The organism is Nocardia sp. NPDC059180 (assembly GCF_042754945.1).
Lineage (GTDB): Bacteria > Actinomycetota > Actinomycetes > Mycobacteriales > Mycobacteriaceae > Nocardia.
On record NZ_JBHZBU010000001.1, the window covers coordinates 987,641 to 1,008,618 of the forward strand.

General features: G+C 67.9%; 18 protein-coding genes. 9 read left to right on the forward strand and 9 right to left on the reverse strand.

The features are described from left to right. The first annotated feature begins 85 nt into the window (after positions 1-85). Together ACFXNW_RS04660 and ACFXNW_RS04665 are read left to right on the forward strand one after the other, a co-directional pair. Positions 86-1,822, forward strand: a complete 1,737-nt coding sequence (locus ACFXNW_RS04660; RefSeq protein ID WP_379415852.1) for an alpha/beta hydrolase — start codon at positions 86-88, stop codon at positions 1,820-1,822. Further along, entirely contained in the window at positions 1,819-2,436 is a 618-nt protein-coding gene (locus ACFXNW_RS04665; protein WP_379415853.1) for a CPBP family intramembrane glutamic endopeptidase, read from the forward strand. The genes ACFXNW_RS04660 and ACFXNW_RS04665 overlap by 4 nt, the downstream gene beginning before the upstream one ends. A gap of 98 nt (positions 2,437-2,534) precedes the next feature. Here ACFXNW_RS04665 and ACFXNW_RS04670 read toward each other — a convergent pair whose 3' ends face one another. Both ACFXNW_RS04670 and ACFXNW_RS04675 read right to left on the reverse strand, forming a co-directional pair. Then, a complete protein-coding gene (locus tag ACFXNW_RS04670) occupies positions 2,535-2,939 on the reverse strand; it encodes a sterol carrier family protein (RefSeq protein ID WP_379415855.1) in 405 nt (134 codons plus the stop codon). Between the two features lie 86 nt (positions 2,940-3,025). Beyond that, entirely contained in the window at positions 3,026-4,414 is a 1,389-nt protein-coding gene (locus tag ACFXNW_RS04675) for a YhgE/Pip domain-containing protein (protein ID WP_379416299.1), read from the reverse strand. Positions 4,415-4,734: 320 nt separating this feature from the next. On the opposite strand from ACFXNW_RS04675, the gene purF reads away from it, so the two are divergent. Next, positions 4,735-6,315: an amidophosphoribosyltransferase gene (gene purF / locus ACFXNW_RS04680; protein WP_379415857.1), complete on the forward strand. Its 1,581-nt coding sequence runs from the start codon at positions 4,735-4,737 to the stop codon at positions 6,313-6,315. A 76-nt stretch (positions 6,316-6,391) separates the two neighbouring features. Further along, the gene (gene purM / locus ACFXNW_RS04685) at positions 6,392-7,471 is read left to right on the forward strand and encodes a phosphoribosylformylglycinamidine cyclo-ligase (RefSeq protein ID WP_379415859.1); all 1,080 of its coding nucleotides are present in this window, start codon (positions 6,392-6,394) and stop codon (positions 7,469-7,471) included. 462 nt (positions 7,472-7,933) lie between these two features. Here purM and ACFXNW_RS04690 read toward each other — a convergent pair whose 3' ends face one another. From ACFXNW_RS04690 to ACFXNW_RS04705, 4 genes are all read right to left on the reverse strand, one after another. Continuing rightward, positions 7,934-8,161: a DUF3073 domain-containing protein gene (locus ACFXNW_RS04690; RefSeq protein ID WP_379415860.1), complete on the reverse strand. Its 228-nt coding sequence runs from the start codon at positions 8,159-8,161 to the stop codon at positions 7,934-7,936. Positions 8,162-8,325: 164 nt separating this feature from the next. Then, positions 8,326-9,279 (reverse strand): asparaginase, encoded by a 954-nt coding sequence (locus ACFXNW_RS04695; RefSeq protein ID WP_379415862.1) that lies wholly within the window; start codon positions 9,277-9,279, stop codon positions 8,326-8,328. Then, the gene (locus ACFXNW_RS04700) at positions 9,276-9,983 is read right to left on the reverse strand and encodes an MOSC domain-containing protein (protein WP_379415863.1); all 708 of its coding nucleotides are present in this window, start codon (positions 9,981-9,983) and stop codon (positions 9,276-9,278) included. Before ACFXNW_RS04700 ends, ACFXNW_RS04695 begins: the two co-directional genes overlap by 4 nt. Positions 9,984-10,027: 44 nt before the next feature. Then, positions 10,028-11,143, reverse strand: coding sequence for a YgfZ/GcvT domain-containing protein (locus tag ACFXNW_RS04705; protein ID WP_379415864.1), 1,116 nt, complete (start codon positions 11,141-11,143; stop codon positions 10,028-10,030). A 119-nt stretch (positions 11,144-11,262) separates the two neighbouring features. Between ACFXNW_RS04705 and ACFXNW_RS04710 the strand changes: the two genes are divergently transcribed. The 5 genes from ACFXNW_RS04710 (at position 11,263) to cydC (ending at position 18,640) form a co-directional block, all read left to right on the forward strand. Next, positions 11,263-12,183: an aminodeoxychorismate lyase gene (locus ACFXNW_RS04710; protein WP_379415866.1), complete on the forward strand. Its 921-nt coding sequence runs from the start codon at positions 11,263-11,265 to the stop codon at positions 12,181-12,183. 123 nt (positions 12,184-12,306) lie between these two features. After that, positions 12,307-13,809 (forward strand): cytochrome ubiquinol oxidase subunit I, encoded by a 1,503-nt coding sequence (locus tag ACFXNW_RS04715; protein ID WP_379415868.1) that lies wholly within the window; start codon positions 12,307-12,309, stop codon positions 13,807-13,809. 9 nt (positions 13,810-13,818) lie between these two features. Beyond that, a complete protein-coding gene (gene cydB, locus ACFXNW_RS04720) occupies positions 13,819-14,850 on the forward strand; it encodes a cytochrome d ubiquinol oxidase subunit II (RefSeq protein WP_379415869.1) in 1,032 nt (343 codons plus the stop codon). A 3-nt stretch (positions 14,851-14,853) separates the two neighbouring features. After that, positions 14,854-16,806, forward strand: coding sequence for an ABC transporter ATP-binding protein/permease (locus ACFXNW_RS04725; RefSeq protein ID WP_379415871.1), 1,953 nt, complete (start codon positions 14,854-14,856; stop codon positions 16,804-16,806). Further along, positions 16,799-18,640 carry a thiol reductant ABC exporter subunit CydC gene (gene cydC, locus ACFXNW_RS04730; protein WP_379415873.1) on the forward strand — a complete coding sequence of 614 codons (1,842 nt, stop codon included), beginning with the start codon at positions 16,799-16,801 and terminating at the stop codon, positions 18,638-18,640. The genes ACFXNW_RS04725 and cydC overlap by 8 nt, the downstream gene beginning before the upstream one ends. A 288-nt stretch (positions 18,641-18,928) precedes the next feature. Here cydC and ACFXNW_RS04735 read toward each other — a convergent pair whose 3' ends face one another. The 3 genes from ACFXNW_RS04735 to ACFXNW_RS04745 all read right to left on the reverse strand — a co-directional run bounded on the left by ACFXNW_RS04735 (position 18,929) and on the right by ACFXNW_RS04745 (position 20,968). Next, on the reverse strand, positions 18,929-19,636 hold the full coding sequence (locus ACFXNW_RS04735; RefSeq protein WP_379415875.1) for an FABP family protein: 708 nt from the start codon (positions 19,634-19,636) through the stop codon (positions 18,929-18,931). Between the two features lie 187 nt (positions 19,637-19,823). Next, on the reverse strand, positions 19,824-20,129 hold the full coding sequence (locus tag ACFXNW_RS04740; RefSeq protein ID WP_163827652.1) for a DUF1416 domain-containing protein: 306 nt from the start codon (positions 20,127-20,129) through the stop codon (positions 19,824-19,826). A gap of 5 nt (positions 20,130-20,134) precedes the next feature. After that, positions 20,135-20,968 carry a sulfurtransferase gene (locus ACFXNW_RS04745; RefSeq protein WP_379415877.1) on the reverse strand — a complete coding sequence of 278 codons (834 nt, stop codon included), beginning with the start codon at positions 20,966-20,968 and terminating at the stop codon, positions 20,135-20,137. Between the last annotated feature and the right edge of the window lie 10 nt (positions 20,969-20,978).

Consider the following 20,978-nt stretch of genomic DNA (forward strand, 5'->3'; position numbering starts at 1 on the left):
AACTACTCGAGCGCGGTGGGTAGTTGCCGCGCCGTGGGTGGGGCAGCATTCCTGCATTGTCGTAGCGTGCCGCCATACTGTCCTGGTGCTCGAAACGGCGTCCACCCTCACGAAGCTGCGCACGCGCGGCGTCGCGGCGGTGCACCGTGCCGAGGAGATCATCGACCTGAACTACGTCGGGCTGGTGGTCGCGACGGTGTTCTTCGCGCTGTCGGTCACGCCGTCGCTGGTGCCACGCGACTGGATGTTCCAAGGTCTGATCAGTGGTATCAACGCCGCCATCGGCTACGGCGTCGGATGCGTACTGGAGTGGCTGTTTCGGTTGTGGGTGCGCCCGCGGCTGACCAAGATCCCCGCGCCGCCCACTTGGGTGCGCTACGGGGTGAAGTCGGCGGTTCTGCTGACAGCCGCCGTCATCGCCGGATACATGCTGGTGCAGTCGGCGCGCTGGCAGCGTGAGATCACCGCGCTGATGGGTATGGAAGGCACCACCACGCCTGCGTACCTGCGCACGGGGCTGCTCAGCGTCGCGGTCGGTGTGCTGGTCGTCGCGGTGTATCGGACGGTGCGCGAGCTGATCCTTTTTCTGGCCCGTCAGCTCTATCGCTGGGTGAAGGTGCCGCGGGAGCTGGCGCCGGCGGCGGGCTTCCTGGTACTGGTGCTGCTGGCGGTCACATTGTTCAACGGCGTGGCCACGCGTGCGTTCTTCGCGGTCGCGAACTCGGCGTTCAGCGTGCGCAACGACCACACCTCCGAGTTCGCGGTGCAGCCGCAGCTACCGGAGAAGTCGGGCAGCCCGATGTCGCTGGCGAAATGGGACACCCTCGGATTCGAGGGCCGCTGGTTCGTCTCGCACGGCCCGAACGCCGCCAGAATCACCGAGGTCACCGGGTCACCGGCCAAGGAGCCTATCCGGGCCTATGTGGGGCTCGAGTCCGCCGAGGACGGCGAAACCCAGGCCGAGCTGGCGGTTGCCGAACTCGAACGAGCGGGTGCCTTCGACCGGCAGGTGATCGTGGTCATGACCACGACGGGCACCGGCTGGGTGAATTCGATGGCGGCAGGCGCGATCGAATACATGTACGGCGGCGATACCGCCATCGTGGCCACCCAGTATTCGTATCTGCCCAGCGTGCTGTCGTTCCTCGCGGATAAGAGCAAGGCCGCTGCCGCGGGCCGCGAGGTGTTCGATGCCGTGTATCAGCACTGGTCGGCGCGGCCGGAGGACCAGCGGCCGAAGCTGTTCGTCTACGGCGAGAGCCTCGGATCGCAGGGTTCGGAGGCGGCTTTCGATGGGCTGGCCGATCTGCGGGAAAAGGTCGACGGCGCGCTGTGGGTCGGCCCGCCCAATTCGAATCGGTTGTGGCAGCAGTTCGTCGCGCGGCGCGATCCCGGCTCGCGGGAGGTGGAACCGGTGTACGCCGACGGGTTGGTGGTCCGATTCGCCGCCGACGCGGCCGATCTGGCGCGACCAGGCCCGGAATGGCGGAACCCGCGCATCGTCTACTTGCAGCATCCCTCCGATCCGATCGTCTGGTGGTCTGCGGATCTGATCTTCTCGCAACCGGATTGGTTGTCCGAGCCGCGCGGCGCCGACGTATCCGGTCGGATGCAGTGGGCACCATTCGTCACGTTCTGGCAGGTCACCGCTGATCTCACCAATGCTCAGGGCGTCACTGACGGGCACGGGCACCGCTACGGCAGCCTGGTGCTCGACGGCTGGGCGGCCATCGCGGCGCCACCCGGTTGGAATCCGGAGCTGGCCGAACGGATCCGGCACGAGATCGAGCTCTCCGAGGCGTACGAGCGGCAGATCAAGTGAGCGGTCGCGTCGTGCTCGCGGTGGGTCTGCCACTGCTGTGGAGCAATTGGCTGGTGCCGCGTCTGCCAGAGGACATGCGGGTGCGGACCGTCGTCAACGCGAGTGTCGCCACCGGCTATGCCGTCGCTTTCGGTGCGCGCCCGAACTGGTCCTCGTCGCGGGGATGGCGGTACGGACTCGGCGCCGCCGGAATCGTCGCGGCCGGTTACGGTGCGGCGGTGGCCATTCCGGCGGTGCGCCGCGCGCTGGCCGAGCGTCCGGACCGAGCTCCCGGTGTCGCGACCGGCGAATGGATCGGCGTGCACATTCCGCTCGGCACCGTCTACAGCGAGGAACTGATCTTCCGCGCCACCCTCGAACCCTTGCTGGACAACACCTTCGGCCCCCGCGTCGGATCGCTGGTCGGCGCCACCACCTTCGGGCTCTGGCATATCGCGCCCGCCCGCGCCGCAGGGGAGAACGTGCCGGTGACCGTCGCCGTGACCGCCGCCGCTGGTGCGCTCTTCGGCCTGCTGCGCCGATATACCGGCAGCACCACCGCGCCGGCCCTGCTGCATTGGGCGATCAATGCGGGCGGTGTGCTCGCCGCACGATTGGCTGCCCGGCGCCGCTGAGCGGGGAGCGCGACGACCCGATCGACACGACCTCGTCACGTACATCGACTTGGGTCGCTATATCGAAGATCGTCGAGATCAGTCGATTCGGCCGTGCCCTATTCGGTGGGACGGCTGCCCAACCGCAAGATCGGCAGCCACCGAGAGACCTCGTCGGCGCGGCTGCCGGACGCGGTGAGGGCACCCGCGTCGCGTGCGTCGGCGAAGTCCAGTAGGCCGGTGGCGAGCAACAGCCAAGTTCGCGGGTCGGTTTCGACGACGTTGGGTGGGGTGCCGCGAGTATGCCGTGGCCCCTCGATGCATTGCACGGCAACGAACGGCGGCACCCGAACCTCCACCGAATGCCCCGGAGCCGATTCGGCCAGCGTGCGCGCCGTCATCTTGACGGCTGCCCCCAACTCTGTGCGCGCAGGTGCAGGCGCTGTGTCATCGAGCAGCCACTGGCGTACCGCCGTGACCGCGGCCCGCATCTCTTCCGGTTTCACCACCGTGCGTCGCACCACGGGCCCGACCATACTGCGGCCCACCGACTCGATCTGTACCTGCGTATCGGGCGTGCGCCGGCCTCGGACACGAGCCGCCCACACACCTAGTCCGAATCGGTGTTGACGGGCGTCGCGTTGTCTGCGCCCTTATCCGGTTTGCCGGGCACTGTCGCGTCGGGTTCGCCTTCGGCGGATGGGGACTTGTCACCGACGGACTCGTCCGTGACGGCAGGCTCGGCACCCGACGCGCCGCCACCGGACGACGCGCCCACCTTGGCCGCAACCGCGACCCGGTTCCCGCGATGCAACCCCTTGTAGTCGTAGTACCGGGTGATCACCGCGCCGAACACGAGGGCGAAGGCCAGGCCGAGCAGCGCCATCCACACGCCGCGGCTCAGGCCCGCGGAGAAGCTGCCGTCGAAGTACAGGATCGAGCGGACGCCGAGGAACACCTGGTGCATCGGCTCCCAGGTGGCCAGCCAGTGGAAGTACTTGGGTGTCGCCTCGATCGGGACGGTGCCGCCGGAGGAGGGCAGGCCGAGGATGATGAACAGGATGAGGTTGACCAGCAGACCCGCCGTACCGATGGCGGCGAGGATGGACAACCCGGTCATCCCGACTGCGGTCAACGCCAGCGCGCCGTAGAGGTAGAGGCCGAGTGGGTGGTCGATCGGCATGCCGAGGATCTTCGCCACGCCCAGATAAACGCCCGAGATGATGTTGGCCGCGATGACCATCACACCCCATTTGATGAGCAGGGTATTGAACCGGGAGATCGGCGTCGGCGGGAAATGCACGTACCAGGGGCCGTATTCGGTCGGGACGAAACCGAGGGCGGCGTCGATCATGGTGTGGATGATCATCGCGCCGACCACACCCGCCAGCAGAATCAGCAGTGCGTAGAAGAACGCGGTCAAGCCTTGGCCGGTTCCGTCGGGCAGCGGACGGTACTGCTGGTAGACGATCTGCACCGGATCCGCCAGCGCCACCCGCGCCGCACCGCTCGGCTCCGGACCCGGTGGCGCGCCCGGCTCCGGCGCGAGCTGCGTGTTCACCTGGTCGGTGAGCTGCTGCCCGACCTGCTGACGCACCTGGGTCAGGGCCTCATCACCGACCCGCAATACGATCTGGGTGCCGAACGCGCCCATGCGCGGATTGGTCTGCAGAGTGATGATCGGACGCTCGATATCGCCGGGGATGACGCTGCCGACTCCGAGAATGCCCAGTCGCTTGCTGAAGTCGCTCGGGATGACGATCGCGCCATAGATCTGCCCGGTCTGCATCATCCGCTCGGACTCGCTGATGCCGACCACCCGCAGATCGACTTTGTCGGCGGGCATACCCTGCTCCAACGCGTCGGCGATCTGTTTGCCGAAGTTCACATGTTGCGTGGCATCGGGCGGCCCTGTGACGTCACCGACATCCTGATTCACCAGCGCGATGGGGAAGTCGTGCAGATTGCCTTCCGGATCGGCGACGTAGTCGAGGTACATCACCCCGAGCAACGCCGTGAGCAGGGTTAACACACCGATCGGCAGCAATATGCGCACCCCGAGGCGGCGATCCGGCCCCTTCGCCGCTGCGCTGTCCGTAGTCGTCACGGCTCGCACGGTAACAGCCGGAAGTCCCCGATATCGGCGACTGCGCCGCACCGATTTGCTGCGAGGATGCGCGTACCTCCGCATTCGCTGCGGCCATGCGCGGGCTGATGACGGGCACGCCCGGCTGTGTTCTCGGGGGCGGTGGTGAATGTCGCCGCGGATTCACCCGTAGAATGACGGTGCCCCCAGCCCGCCCGAACAGGGAGCACACGGTGACCAACGCCGACCTGCCGGTTGTCAGCAATCCCGCCCCCGCGGATCAGGACGAGAATCCACCACGCGAGGAGTGTGGTGTCTTCGGAGTCTGGGCGCCAGGCGAAGACGTGGCCAAACTCACGTATTACGGCCTGTACGCACTGCAGCACCGTGGCCAGGAGGCCGCGGGTATCGCAGTCGCCGACGGATCGCAGGTGCTGGTCTTCAAAGACCTCGGCCTGGTCAGTCAGGTGTTCGACGAGCAGACCCTGGCCGCGATGCCTGGACATGTCGCCGTCGGGCACTGTCGCTACTCCACCACCGGCGCTACCACCTGGGAGAACGCCCAGCCGATCTTCCGCACCACCGCCGTCGGTTCCGGATTGGCCCTGGGCCACAACGGAAATCTGGTGAATACGGCCGAATTGGCCGATCGGGCAAGGGAACTCGGGGTGCTGGGCGGTATGCCCCGCGGTGGCCGTCCCGGTCCGGTCGCCGCCACCTCCGACTCGGATGTGATGACGGCACTGCTGGCCCATGCCGCCGCCGATTCCAGCATCGAGCAGGCCGCGATGAAGCTGCTGCCCACCCTGAAGGGCGCCTTCTGCCTCACCTTCATGGACGAGCACACCCTGTACGCGGCGCGTGATCCGCACGGCGTGCGCCCGCTGTGCCTCGGCAGGCTGGATCGTGGCTGGGTGGTCGCGAGTGAGACCTCCGCGCTCGATATCGTCGGCGCCTCGTTCGTCCGCGAGATCGAGCCGGGTGAGCTGCTGGCCATCGACGCCGACGGTGTGCGTTCGCTGCGGTTCGCCACTCCCGAGCCCAAGGGCTGTGTCTTCGAGTACGTCTACCTGGCGCGCCCCGACAGCACCATCTCCGGTCGCTCGGTGCACGCGACCAGGGTCGAGATCGGCCGCAGGCTGGCCGGGGAGCATCCGGTCGACGCCGACCTGGTGATCCCGGTGCCCGAGTCCGGCACACCCGCCGCGGTTGGTTACGCACAGGGCTCCGGCGTGCCGTACGGGCAGGGCCTGATGAAGAACGCCTATGTGGGCCGCACCTTCATCCAGCCGAGCCAGACCATCCGTCAGCTCGGTATCCGCCTCAAGCTCAACCCGCTGCGCGAGGTGATCCGCGGCAAGCGCCTCATCGTCGTCGACGATTCGATCGTGCGCGGCAACACTCAGCGCGCGCTGATCCGGATGCTGCGGGAAGCCGGCGCCTTGGAGATCCACGTCCGGATCGCCTCGCCGCCGGTGAAGTGGCCGTGCTTCTACGGCATCGATTTCGCCTCCAGGGCCGAACTCATCGCCAACGGTGCCGGCTCGGACGACAGCTATGACGACATGGTGGAGAACGTGCGCCGCTCGATCGGCGCCGACAGCCTCGGCTACATCTCCACCGAGGGCATGATCGCCGCTACCGAGCAGCCGCGAACCCGGTTGTGCTGCGCCTGTTTCGACGGCGAGTACCCGATCGCGCTGCCCACCGAGGTGGCCATCGGCAAGAACGTGCTCGAGGGCATGCTCAACGGCCAGTCCGAGACCGCGCTGCTCGGCGAGAACGCCAACGCGAGCGCGTTGAGCAGGCCCTGAACTCGCCGCGCCGACACGCGACGGTAGCGTGATCAGGCAATCTATCCGCCGATTCGGTTTGGAGCTATCACCGAAAATGAGTGAACAGACCCCCAGTGGTGCCGGAGCCTCGTATGCCGCGGCCGGTGTCGACATCGAGGCCGGCGACCGCGCAGTCGAGTTGTTCGCACCACTGGCACGCAAGGCCAGCCGCCCCGAGGTCCAGGGTGGCCTCGGCGGTTTCGCCGGGCTGTTCGCGCTGAAGGGTGGTTACCGCGAGCCGCTGCTGGCTGCCTCCACCGACGGCGTCGGCACCAAGATCGCCGTCGCGCAGGCCATGGACAAGCACGACACCCTCGGGCTGGACCTGGTCGCCATGGTCGTCGACGATCTGGTCGTCTGTGGCGCCGAGCCCCTGTTCCTGCAGGACTACATCGCCGTCGGCAAGGTCGTCCCGGAGCGGGTCGCCGAACTGGTCTCCGGCATCGCCGACGGGTGCGTGCGCGCCGGTTGCGCTCTGCTCGGCGGTGAGACGGCCGAACATCCCGGCCTGATGGATCCCGATGATTACGACCTGTCCGCGACCGGTGTCGGCGTGGTCGAGGCCGACGCGGTGCTCGGTCCCGAGCGGGTGCGTCCGGGTGACGTGGTGATCGCGATGGGTTCCTCGGGTCTGCACTCCAACGGCTACAGCCTGGCCCGCAAGGTGCTGCTCGATATCGACCGCATGTCGCTGACGGGGCACGTCGAGGAGTTCGGCCGCACCCTCGGTGAGGAGCTGCTCGAGCCGACTCGCATCTACGCCAAGGACTGCCTGGCCCTGATCGCCGAGACCGATGTGCGCACCTTCGCCCACGTCACCGGTGGTGGACTGGCCGCGAACCTGGCTCGGGTGCTGCCTGCGGGCCTGGTCGCCGAGATCGAGCGCGGTACTTGGAATCCGGCGCCGGTGTTCAAGATGATCGCCCAGCGCGGCCGGGTGGAGCGGCCCGAGATGGAGAAGACGTTCAACATGGGCGTCGGCATGGTGGCCGTGGTGGCACCGGAGGATGTCGATCGCGCGCTGGCGGTGCTGACCGCGCGGCATATCGAATGCTGGACCCTCGGCACGGTGACCAAGGCCAAGGATGCGAGCGCACCGCGTGCGGTCCTGGTTGGCGATCACCCGCGCTTCTGATCCGGACTACGACGGAGCCGGTCGGCCTTCGGGTCGGCCGGTTTTCGTGTTCCGGGGGATCGAGCGCTACGGGCGTCCAGAGGGATCGAGTACCACGGGTGTCCAGTGAACGAGGACTTCGGATATCCCGTGGAATCCAGCAGTCGGGTGGTTCCCCGGTGTGCTGAGCATTCCGGTCACCGACAGCGGATGTGCGGCGGTGGGTGATCCACTGACGGCGGTTCGACCGAAGGAGCAGCGACTGCCCCGAGACGGGCCATGGCGACCCGGGTATGAGTTGCGGCTGCGGATCTACCGAAGCGGTGCGAGAACGCGGTGAGTGCTCGAACCGAGCTTTCGATCAGGTCTCGACAGTGATGTCGAGACCTGATGTCAGGCGAACCTCAGCGGCGGGCGATGCGACCGGATGGCAACGACTTAAGGGGAGGCCCGCTGGCCTCCCCCTCACGCGTTGCGACCGAGTCAGCGTCGCCAGTCGTCGTAGTCGTCGTCCTCGTTGTTCCAACGGGACAACGACTCGTCGGCATCGTGCTCATCGGACAGCACGTCACTCCGCTGAGAGTGGGGGCTACCCGACAGCTCGCGATCCGACAGCTCACGCTGAAGGCTCGCGAAGTCGGTTGATGGCGAGCTGTACTTCAGCTCGCGTGCAACCTTGGTCTGCTTTGCCTTAGCCCGGCCACGGCCCATGGCTGACCCCCTCGCGTCACAGCGGGGCGGCCTGGGGATTGGTGGCGGCCCCGTTCGAATTAATACTCTTCCTGACAGACACTCTAGCGCGTGTGCGGCGGTCGCGCTTCCAGGAGTGGTCGAACAGCTACCGAACCGAAGCCGTTTGCCCGAAGCTCGCCTGACTACAGCACGCCGGGGATCGCGCGAATGACGCCGACCCGCGCACCGCCACCCAGTACCGCCGGTGCCGCCAATTCGGCGAGGGCATCGGACCACTCGACGCCCATCCGTTGCAGAATCGCCAGCGTCAGCGGCATCCGGGCCCGATCGGCGCCGTCATCGATCTTGTAAGCGAACGATGTTCCGTCAGGTAGTGCGCCGGCGTGCACCCCGTCAGCGCCGATCTTGCAGACCAGGCCAGGGGTGGCGTCCATGGTCAATAGATCGGGGCCATTGGTGCCCGAAATCACTCGCGGATGGGTGCGAATGGCGTCGGCGACCCGGCGTTCGGGTGTTCCTGGCGCTGCCGTTGCCATCGCGGCGAAGGCACGGGCCAGGTTGATCAGCGAGACCGGGATGATGGGCAGGCCACACCCGTCGATGCCGAGGTCGGTTTCGGGTTCGCCGGTCATCTCGATGACCGTCGAGATGACCGCCCGCTGCAGGGGGTGGGAACTGTCGAGGTATCCGGTGGTCGGCCAGCCGTTGATCGCACATGTCGCGAGCATCGCCGCATGTTTGCCCGAACAGTTCATGTAGATCCGGCTCGGTGGCCGGTCGTGGCACAACACCATGGCGCGGGCGCGTTCGTCCAACGGCAGATCGGGTGGGCACTCGAGGGCGGGCTCGTCGAAGCCGAAGCGGTCCAGCAGCCGCCGGACCAGATCGACATGGTCGGGTTCGCCGAAATGCGAGGCCGTCGCGATGGCCAGTTCGGCGTCATCGACCGGATCGAATCCGTTGCGCAGCAGGGTGACCGCCTGCATCGGCTTATTGGTCGACCGCGGGTAGATCGGAACGTGGACCTCGCCGAGCGCGAAGGTGGGATCGCCGTCGGCGCCGAGGACGGCCACCGACCCGCGGTGCACGCATTCACGGAATCCGGAACGGACGACCTCGACCAAGTCCACGCTCACGCTCGCGCTCCTGCCTTCAGAGGGTCGCCGTCGTCGCGCCGTTGTGCCGCACGTTCGGCGTTCGCGCGGCGGCGGTGGTGGCGGTCGATCTGCATGCGGATGTCATCGGAGACGGTGGGCTCGGCGGCCAGCAGCAGCTCCAGGCGAGCAGGGTCGGCGCCGGTGAACACGTCACGGACGGTGATGCCGTGGTCCGGTACGTGCACCACATCGACCGTATCGCCTGCGCCGATCGTGCCTTCGGTGAGAACCCGCAGGTAGGTGCCGGTATTGGCGCGCAGGGCGAATCGCTTGACCCACTGTTTTTCCCCGCTCCAGTGCTGGAAGGTCGCGCACGGTACGCGAGGAGCGCTGACCTCGAGCAGGGTGTCGCCGATGGCCCAGCGGGCGCCGAGCACCGCGTCGCTGACCGGCAGGCCGGAGATCCGCAGATTCTCGCCGAACCAACCCGCGGGCAGTTCCCGATCGAGTTCGGTGGCCCAGTCCCTGGCGTCCTCGTCGGCGTAGGCGTAGACGGCTTGGTTGACCCCGCCGTGGTGGGCGGTATCGCAGACGTGGTCGCCGTCCAAGCCCAGTCCGCGCACCCCGACCCGGCCCGCGACCGGACGTTTGTCGATGGCCGTTCGGCCTACCCGGCCGGGAACCTCGAGTTCGGCGTGCAGCACGCATACCGCGAGGACTTCTCCGGTGTCACCGGCGCGCATAGCTGAACTCCCCTCCCCGGGGCGGTCGGCGTCGGAGGCGGTACTCAGCGGCCACGGAGCCGATCGACCGCCATGCGGCCCGCCTGGGGGGTGTCGTCGACCACGACCGAGTCCGGGTCGATGGCGGCGGCCGTCGGCCCGGCCTCCAGCTTGGCATCGGCCGGTACGGCGCGTTTGATCAGCGCGAGGGCGATCGGACCGTACTCGTAGTGATCGATGACAGTGCCGATCCGGCCGACCGATCGCCCGCCGGCGGTCACCGCATCGCCCGGTGCCGGGCGGTCGTCGGCCGAGCCGTCCAGATGCAGCAGTACCAGCTGCCGGGGCGGCTTGCCCAGGTTGTGCACCCGCGCGACGGTCTCCTGTCCGCGGTAGCAGCCCTTGTCCAGGTGCACGGCGCCGTATGCGGCGACGTCGCCGATCCAGCGGGCCTCATGCGGGATGGTGCGGTCGTCGGTGTCGATCCCGATCCTGGGGCGCAGCGCGGTCACCCGCAGCGCCTCGAAGGCCCACATACCGGCAGGTGCGGCGCCGGCCTCGGTGAGGGCGGTCCACCATGCGGTGAGCCGCTCACGGGGAACGACCAGGTCGAACGAGTCGCCGGTCGGCCACGGCATGCGGCGCAGGAAACCGCCGTCGGGAAGTGCAACCGCCTCATAGACGTCGGGCAGGGATTCGATACCGAGGGCGCCGGTCAGAGTCTCGACCTGCGGGCCGAGCAGGCTCAGGACCGCGTGATCGGTGGCCTCGCGCGGCTTCGCATCGGCCCAGAACACCATCTTGGCGAGGAAGTCCAGCAGGGCGGGGCCGCGTTCGGCCTCGGTGTCGATCCAGGCCGTGCCGTCGAGGTCGGTGAGCACGAAGTGGTGCTGCACGCGGCCGTTGAGATCGAGGTCGAGACTCTCGGCGGAACGGCCGTCGGCCAGGCTCGCCACATGCTGGCTGGTGATGGTGTGCAGCCAGCTCAGCCGCTCGGCGCCGGTGATGGCGAGCACGAAACGGTGCGACCGGTCCACGATCGCCACTCGCTGCGCGGCGGCGCGTTGTTCGCCGAATGGATCACCGTAATGCCACGCGACAGCGGCGTCGGGCGTACCCGGCGCTCCCGCGACGGCTCCCGGAACAGCAAGGACAGGGCTGGGTGCGGAGACCACGGACACGCCACCCACTGTAGGCGCGTCCCCGAAGTGCTGCCGGAAGCGCCCCGGACCCCGCACCCGTGCGGGCTCGTGCGCCCGTAGCCCGTCGCGCAGGGGCGCAGTGGCCTACGCTTCTTCGCATGGTGGATCGAGTTCTTGTAACACTCGACGGTGAGGTCCGAGATGCGGACGCGCCGTTGTTGTTTGCCGACGATATCGGCGCATTGCGTGGTGATGGCGTTTTCGAAACGATTCTGGTGCGCGAAGGCAGTGCGTGCGCCCTCGAATTCCATCTCGCCCGGCTGCGCCGCTCGGCTCAGGCTCTCGACCTGCCCGAACCCGAACTCGGTCGCTGGCGCGAGGCGGTCGAGACGGCGGCCAAGGAATGGGGCGCCGAGCGGGAGGGGCTGATGCGGCTGGTGCTGACCCGCGGCCGCGATGCCGATCTCAACAGCATGAAGGCCTCGGTGACCTCCGGCGAGCTGTCGGAAACGGTGCCGGTGCCGACCTCGTTCGTCCTGGTGGTCGGGGTGCCGGAGCGGGTGGCCAAGGCCAGGACCGAGGGTGTCTCGGTGGTGACGCTGGCCCGCGGTGTCTCGATCGATCTCGCCCAGGCGGCGCCGTGGCAGCTGCTCGGCGCGAAAACCCTGTCGTACGCGACGAATATGGCCGCTTTGCGCTTCGCCGCGCGGATGGGTGCCGACGATGTGATCTTCACCAGTACCGAGAACCGGGTCCTGGAGGGCCCGCGGTCCACCGTGGTGATCGTGCGCGACAAGCAGCTGATCACCCCGCCCGCGAAGAACGGGGTGCTGCCCGGCGTCACCCAGCGCGCGTTCTACGCCGAAGCGGAGCGGGCGGGCTACGACTGCCGCTACGAATCCCTGTACACCGCCGACCTGCTGACCTGCGACAGCATCTGGATGCTGTCGAGCATCACGCTTGCGGCGCGGGTGAATTCGCTGGACGGGCTGCGCATGTCGGCGCCGGACAATGCGCAGGAGATCATCGGTCTGGTCGAGCGTGGAATCGAACGGGCCGGAGCCATCGGCGACTGGTGAGACGCGCGCGCTGACCACACCTCCTGGCGAGCGGTCGGCGTGTCGTGTCGTGCGACACGTTGACCGGGCTGACCTGCCGCGTAATCTTTACTACGACACGTCGTAGATCGCCAGGAGGTCGATGTGAGTGCCTTGGACGTCTCGCGGTGGCAGTTCGGCATCACGACCGTCTACCACTTCCTGTTCGTGCCGCTCACCATCGGTCTAGCCCCGCTCATCGCGGGCATGCAGACCGCGTGGGTGATCACCGGCAAGGAGCATTGGTACCGGCTCACCAAGTTCTTCGGCAAGCTGTTCCTGATCAACTTCGCCCTCGGCGTGGCCACCGGCATCGTGCAGGAATTCCAGTTCGGCATGAACTGGAGCGAGTACTCCCGCTTCGTCGGCGACGTGTTCGGCGCGCCGCTCGCGCTGGAGGGCCTTGTCGCCTTCTTCATGGAGTCCACCTTCATCGGACTCTGGATCTTCGGCTGGTCCCGGCTACCGAAACTGGTACACCTGGCCACCATTTGGATGGTCGCCATCGGCGTCAACGCCTCGGCGTACTTCATCATCGCCGCCAACTCGTTCATGCAGCATCCGGTCGGTGCCCGCTACAACCCGGAGACCGGGCGCGCGGAACTGACCAGCATCGTCGAGCTACTCACCAACAACACCGCACTCGCGGCGTTCCCGCACGTCGTGGCGGGTTCGTTCCTCACAGCGGCCACCTTTGTCGCGGGTGTCTGCGGCTGGTGGATGGTGCGCAACGCACGCAGCGGTGACGAGAAGAAGCTCGCCGATGCCAGAACCATGTGGCGCCCAGCGGCGCGGGCGTCGCTGCTGGTGATCGTGCTGTCCGGGGTCGCGTTGATCTACACCGGCGACGTCCAGGGCAAGCTGATGTTCGAGCAGCAGCCGATGAAGATGGCGTCGGCGGAATCGTTGTGCCACACCGCGACCGATCCGAAATTCTCCGTGCTGACGGTCGGCACGCACAACAACTGCGACAGCGTCACTCACGTCATCGAGGTGCCCTTCGTGCTGCCGTGGCTGGCCGAGGGCAAGTTCACCGGCGTCACCCTCGAAGGTGTCGTCGACCTTCAGGAAGCCGCCGTAGAGAAGTTCGGCCCGGGCGACTACCGGCCCAATCTGTTCGTCACCTACTGGTCCTTCCGCGCCATGATCGGCCTGGCCGGCGGCTCGGCACTGCTGGTGTTCGCCGGATTGTGGGTGACGCGGCGTGGGCGGGTACCGGACCAACGCTGGTTCTCCTGGCTGAGCCTGCTCGCCATCCCCACCCCGTTCCTGGCCAACAGCGCAGGCTGGGTGTTCACCGAGATGGGGCGTCAGCCATGGGTCGTGGTACCCAACCCGACCGGTGACCCGAACCTGCGATTACTGGTGCAGGACGGTGTATCGAATCATTCCGCGACGACGGTGTGGGTCTCGCTGATCACCTTCACCATCCTGTACGGCCTGCTCGCGGTGGTCTGGTTCTACTTGCAGCGCCGCTACATCATCGAGGGGCCGGACAAACCCGCCGCACCCGTGCCTGCCAAGGGCGGCCCGGACGATACCGGCGGCCCCGGTGGCACACCGCGCACCGAAGAGCCTGCCGTCGAACAGCTTTCGTTCGCCTACTAGGAGCCGACGATGGATCTGCAAGAATTCTGGTTCGTTCTGATCGGCGTCCTGTTCACCGGCTACTTCGTGCTGGAGGGCTTCGACTTCGGTGTCGGCATGCTGATGCCGGTGCTCGGAAAGGGCTCCGACACGCGCAGGCGCGTCGTGCTCAACACCATCGGCCCGGTGTGGGACGGCAACGAGGTCTGGCTGATCACCGCAGGTGGCGCCATGTTCGCGGCGTTCCCGGAGTGGTACGCCAGCCTGTTCTCCGGGTTCTATTTCCCGCTGCTGTTGCTGCTTGTCGCGTTGATCCTGCGGATCTGCGCCATCGAATATCGCGGCAAGATCGACGATCCGGTCTGGCGGGCCCGCTGCGACATCGGTATCGGCATCGGGTCCTGGATTCCGGCGCTGGCCTGGGGCTGGGTGTTCGCCAATATCGTGCGCGGAGTCCCGCTGGACGCCGACCACCAGATGACCGGGTCGTTCCTGGAGCTGCTGAGCCCGTACGCACTGCTCGGCGCGTTGACGACCGGCCTGCTGTTCGCCTTGCACGGTGCGGTGTTCCTGAGCTTGAAGACCGGCGGCGAGGTACGCGATGACGCGGTGCGCACCGCGCGGCTGCTGCTTGCGCCGACCGCCTTGGTTGTCGGCGGGTTCGGGTTGTGGACCCAGCTCGCCTACGGCACCGGCTGGACCTGGATTCCACTGGGCCTTGCGGTGTTCGGCCTGATCGTCGCCGCGGCCGCGTGCTTCGCCCACCGCGACGGCTGGGCATTCACCGGCACTGCGCTGGTGGTGGTCGCCGCGTCGGCGCTGCTGTTCGGGTCGCTGTTCCCGGATGTGCTGCCCTCGACATTGGATGCCGCGTTCAGCCTGAACGTGGACAATGCCTCCTCCACGCCGTACACGCTGAAGGTGATGAGCTGGGCCGCCGTGATCGTGACGCCGGTCGTGCTCATCTACCAGGGCTGGACGTACTGGGTGTTCCGTAAGCGGATTACTGTTGAGCACATCCCGCCCGGTATCGGTCTGTCTCCCCAACCTGTCGAGGAGTAGGTCATGGCCCGTCGCGCGCCCATCGACCCGCGCCTGTGGCGGTACGCGCGTTCGGCGCGGCGCTATCTGGCACTCAGTGTCGGGCTGTCGGTCCTGACGACGATCACCATCGTGGTCGCCGCGGTGATGATCGGGCGAGTGCTGGCGGGTGTGATCACCGATCCCGGTGCCCGAGAGATCGGCGTATGGAGCGTCGAGTTGATCGTGCTCGCGCTGGCCGTCGGCTGCCGGGTGCTCGCCACCTGGGCGCAGGCCAGGGTGGCGCACCGAGCTGGCGCCTCGGTGGTCGCCGAACTCGAGCAGTCGGTGCTCGAGGCCGGGGCGCAGTTGCCGCCACGGGAGCTGGAATCACGCAGAACCGAACTGGCGGTTGTGGTCGGTAGCGGGTTGTCCGGATTGCGCGGCTACCTGGTCGGTTATCTGCCCGCGCTGATACTTGCGGTGCTGGTGCCGCCGGTGGTGCTTGTCGTCATCGCTGCGCACGATCTGGCCTCCGGCGTCATCGTGGTGATCACGCTGCCGCTGATCCCGATCTTCATGATCCTCATCGGGCTGCTCACCGAAGGCCGGTCGCGCGCCACCCTCGACGCCACCACCCGGCTGTCGGATCAGCTGCTGGATCTGTTCGCCGGCATGCCGACGCTGCGCGCGCTGGGGCGCGAGAGCGCGGCGGGCGAATCGGGCGTTACCGGCGCACGTGGCCCGTCGGTCGCCGTGGCCGAGGCCGGGAACACGGCCGGTGCCGACGGTTCGTCGCGCGCGGGCGCGAAGGCCGCACCCGCACCGGCGTCGGATCGACCGGACGCCCAGCCCCGCACAATGGCCGGCCGGGTCCAGGAACTCGGCGACGATCTACGCCGCCGCACGATGTCCGCGCTGCGGATCGCCTTCCTGTCCTCGATGGTGCTGGAGATGCTGGCGACCCTGTCGGTCGCGCTCATCGCCGTCTCCATCGGCCTGCGACTGGTCTTCGGCGAAATGAGCCTGTACGCGGGGGTTGTCGCGCTGGTGCTTGCGCCGGAGGTGTATTTGCCGCTGCGGACTGTGGGGGAGCGGTTCCACGCTGCGCAGGACGGAATGGCGGCGGCGGACAAGGCTTTCGCGGTGCTCGATCCGGGTGGCGCGGGTTCTTCGGATTCTCGGCCCAAGCAAGATGCGGCTGATCCGAGCGCCGGGCGTGACGCCGTCGGGCACAGCCTGGATTCGCCAGGGGTGGGGCGTTCGGCTGCGACCGATTCGCCTGCCAGCGGGCTCATCGAACTGCGCGACCTCAGTGTCGGAGCCCGCGACGGTATGGCGCCCGATGGCCTTTCGGCGGTGCTCGAGCCGGGGCGGGTGTCGGTGCTGACCGGCCCCAACGGTTGCGGTAAATCGACTGTGCTGCAAGCGGTTCTCGGGTTGATCGCACCGGACCGCGGGGTCGTGAAGGTCGACGGTATCGACGTGGCCGACCTCGATGCGACCCGGTGGTGGGCCAGGGTCGCGTGGCTGCCGCAGCGTCCGGTGCTGGTACCCGGCACCTTGCGGGAGAACTTGGAGTTGCTAGGTGCACGCGTCGCCGAGCCCGCACGCACACAGTCGGCGCGCGTGCTCGACGAACTCGAGGCCGCCTGCGCGGCAACCGGTTTCGACGCGGTTCTCGACGGGCTCCCGGACCGCTGGGATACCAGGGTCGGCGCGGGCGGTGCGGGCCTGTCCCTCGGCCAACGCCAGCGCATGGCGCTCACCCGCGTCCTGGCCGCCGACCGCCCCATCCTCCTGCTCGACGAACCCACCGCCCACCTCGACGCCGAGAGTGAGGCCGGTGTCCTTGCCACACTCACCGCCCGCGCCCGTGCCGGGGCGACCGTCGTCATCGTCGCCCACCGCCCGCCGTTGCTCGCCATGGCGGACAAGGTGATCGAAGTACCGGCCTCCACACGGCTTTCGGAGATCGGGGAGGGCCTCTATGTCTGAGGTCGTGCGGGACCTGCGGGCGATGTGGATCATGCTGCGGATGTCCCCGTGGCGGGTGGCTGTCGCCGTCGGATGGGGTGTGCTGGCGCTGGGGAGTGGGCTGGCGCTGGCCGCGCTGGCGGCGTGGTTGATCGCGCGGGCGTGGCAGATGCCGCCGGTGCTGGATCTGACCGTTGCGGTGGTGGCGGTGCGTGCGCTCGGTATTTCGCGCGGGCTGTGCCGGTATCTGGAGCGGCTGGCCACCCATGATGTGGCGTTGCGGGCGATGACGACGGCGCGGACGGCGACCTATCGGGCATTGGCCCGGTCGGATCTGTGGATACCGCGACGGAGTTCGGCCCCGGCGACTGTCGTACGCAACGCATCCACCACAGTCTCGGTCGAGAAGCAGGGCGCCGCGCTTTCGGCAGGGCGATCGGCCACGCACCTTCGCCGCGGTGACCTGCTGGTGCGGGTCGGCAGCGATATCGACGACCTCGGCGCGGTGGTGGTGCGGTCGTTCGTGCCGATCGCGGTGGCGCTGGTGCTGTCGGTTGCCGCCGTGGTGCTGCTCGGTCTCATCTCGATCGGTGCCGCCGCGATTCTGGCCGTGGCGCTGGTCGTTTCGGGCGTCATCGCACCCTGGCTGTCGGCACGCGCCGCGGCCGCGGCAGAACGGGCGGTGCGCGCCGACCGAGCCGAATTCACCGCACAGGCCCTGACGGTCCTCGACCACGCCGCCGAACTGCGCGTCGCCGGCCGCCTGGACGACGCCATGGCCGCGGCTTCGGCCGCGAGCAAGCGCGCCGTCGCCGCCGAAGACGCCGCCGCCTCCCGCAGCGCTTGGTCGGCCGCCGCCACCCCGCTGTCCATCGGTGCCAGCGTGCTCGGCGCCCTGCTCATGGGCATCACCCTCTACGGCCCGAACGGCGGCGCCCCCGGTGCCATGACCCCGATGGCCCTGACCATCCTGGTCCTGCTGCCGCTGTCGGCCTTTGAGGCCGTCGGCCCGCTCCCCGCCGCCGCCCAGACCCTCACCACTGCCCGCGCCGCACTGCACAGGCTCGAAGCAGCCAGTGCCTCCGAACCGAATCTGCTCGGCGACGGCTCCGGCGGCATGCCCGGGGGCCTGCCTGCGGTCGACCCCACCGCTGCCGGCTCGTCGCAGGCTCTGTCGCCGCACCGAAATTCCGACCACCCTCGAGCTGCCGGGACGTCCGGGTCGGCGCACGATCCCCTCAGCGGCTACCCGCAACGGCCGGACGCCCGTCGAATCGCGGTGATCGGCCCTAGCGGCGCAGGCAAGACCACCCTCCTGATGGCGTGGGCGGGTCTATTCGACACCCCGGTCCCCGGCATCACCTTCTTCGCCGAGGACGCCCACCTCTTCGGCACCAGCGTCCTCGAGAACCTGCGGGTCGCGCGCGGCGATCTCACGGCCCAGAGGGGCGAGCGTGCGCTGCGTGCGGTTGGTGCGGGCCCGTGGCTCGACTCCCTGCCGGAAGGCATTCACACCGATCTGGTCGGCGGTGCGGCGGCGGTCTCCGGTGGTCAGCGGCGTCGGATCCTGCTCGCGCGGGCGCTCATCTCGCCGGCAGGTGTCCTGCTCCTCGATGAGCCGACCGAACACCTGGAGGCGGAAGCGGGCGCGGAGCTGCTGCGGGCGCTGCTCGACGAGCACAGCGGGCTGGTCGAACCGGACCGGACAGTGGTCGTCGTCACACACCAGCTGCCGCCCGACCATCCCGCCGACCTCGTCCTGCACGTCGACGCATCAGGCCAGGTCAGCAAGGTTGTGGACGGCCGTGAAACCACCAGTTCCGCCCCACGCGAAATTCCGTTGCCGACCTCGTGACGCGTGGCTAGATTCGTCAGTACACAAGGAAGGAGGTGGTCTGAAGAATGTTTGACTCTTGGACGCGTGAGGTGGCTGCCAACTAGGCGTCACCGCTGTACGGATTCCCGTCGGCGAGGGCGCTGATAGTGAATCCCAGGCAGTCACCCGACCCCCGAGTCCCCGATCCTGTCCGATCGGGACCGATGTGCCGAGCACACCGGAACGGCTCGGGGGTCGTTCCATATCCACAGGAAGACAGAGAAAAGCGCGGCACCCGAATCGGGATACCGCGCTCGGTGGAGCAGCTCAGCCGATATAGCGCTGCAACCGCGCCGACAGCCGAGGCGCCAACGGCCCGTCCGCGACCACACGCTCCTCGACGTAGGCCAGATCCCCGCCCTCGACGATCCCGTACAGCCGCTTGGCGCCGCCGACGACCACACCGGATTGGCTGCGGATCACCACATCGGTGGCCAGCTCCCAGGACGACTGGGTCAGCGCCTCACCGTAGAACAGCTCGACGATGCCGGAGCTGTGCGTCAGCAACAGTTCGATGACCTCGTCGTCGGCGTCGGTGCCGACCCGCCAGAAGCCGGTCTCGCGCAGATCGGGGCCGCCGTAGCTGCCGTCGGAATCGATGACCCAGGAGCGGGAATCCCAGGCCAGGAAGTCACCGCCGTCATGGGAGACGATGATCTGCTGACCGAACCGGTAATCGCCACGCTCGGGATCGTTGCCCTCGCCCTCACCGCGCCAGACGCCGACCATCGGCAGCAGTGCGAGCATGGCCGAACTCAGATCCGGCCCGAGCCGCAGATTCGCGGTGTCCTCGGGCAGCGGAAGGTCCGGCAGCACCGGGATATTGCGGGCGCCGGTCGATTTCGCCCGCTCGACGGCGTCGGCCACGGCCTGATCGCCGCTACGCCGCTCCGGCTGTTCGGCCGGGGCGTTGCCGTTCATGTTCTCACTCGCTCGCTCGGCCGGATCGGAACCTTCGCTCGCGAGATCACTCATGATTCGGTGAAGAGCCGGTAGAAGACATACAGGCCGAACCATCCGATGAGGATGGACACAGCCACCAGCAGAATCTCGAAGAAGAGGACCACATCTGGAGTCTAGCTATTGCCGTGCGGCGATACGCAAACGGCCCCGTAGCCCCCTGACGGGGAGGCCACGGGGCCGTTGTTGCCGAAGCGAAGAGTTACTTCGCGACCGCGACGTCCACGCTGTGGATGCCCGCGCCCTCGGGGCGGACCTCGGCCGAGCCGTTGCCCGCCGAGCTCAGCGCACGCACGGTCCACGCGCCCGGCGCGGCGAAGAACCGGAAGTCACCGGTCCCCGACGCCACGACCTCGGCGGTGAAATCACCGTTGCCGTCGAGCAGGCGCACGAACGCGCCGCCCACCGGCTGGCCGTCGGTGCTCAGGACACGACCGGTGATGACCGTCTCCTTCTCCACGTCGACCCCCGCGGGGATGGCCTGGCCCTGGGTAGGTGCTGCACACATATTGATTACGCTCCCAACTCGATCGGTGCGCCGACGAGCGAACCGTATTCGGTCCAGCTGCCGTCGTAGTTCTTGACGTTCTGGTGGCCCAGCAGCTCCTGCAGCACGAACCAGGTGTGCGAGGAACGCTCACCGATGCGGCAGTAGGCGATGGTGTCCTTGGAGCCGTCCAGGCCGGCCTCGGCGTAGATCGTGGTGAGCTCGTCGTCGGACTTGAAGGTGCCGTCCTCGTTCGCGGCCTTGCTCCACGGCACGTTGATGGCGCCGGGGATGTGGCCGGGACGCTGGCTCTGCTCCTGCGGCAGGTGCGCGGGAGCCAGGATCTTGCCGGTGAACTCGTCAGGGGACCGGACGTCGACCAGGTTCTTGGCGCCGATGGCCGCGATGACCTCGTCGCGGAACGCGCGGATCGACACATCCGGGGCGGACGCCTTGTACTGGGTGGCCGGGCGGCTGACCGCAGCGGTGGACAGCGGACGGCCGTCGAGCTCCCACTTCTTACGACCGCCGTCGAGCAGCTTGACGTTGTTGTGGCCGTACAGCTTGAAGTACCAGTAGGCGTATGCGGCGAACCAGTTGTTGTTGCCGCCGTAGAGCACGACTTCGTCGTCGTTGGCGATACCGCGCGCCGAGAGCAGATCGGAGAACTGCTCCTGGTTCACGAAATCACGACGAACCTGATCCTGCAGGTCCTTCTTCCAGTCGAGCCGGACGGCGCCCTCGATGTGACCGCCGTCGTAGGCGGAGGTGTCCTCGTCGACCTCGACGAAGACCACGCCGGGGGCGTTGAGGTTCTCTTCGGCCCAGTCAACGGAGACCAGGACATCGGAGCGGGCCATGTTGTTCCTT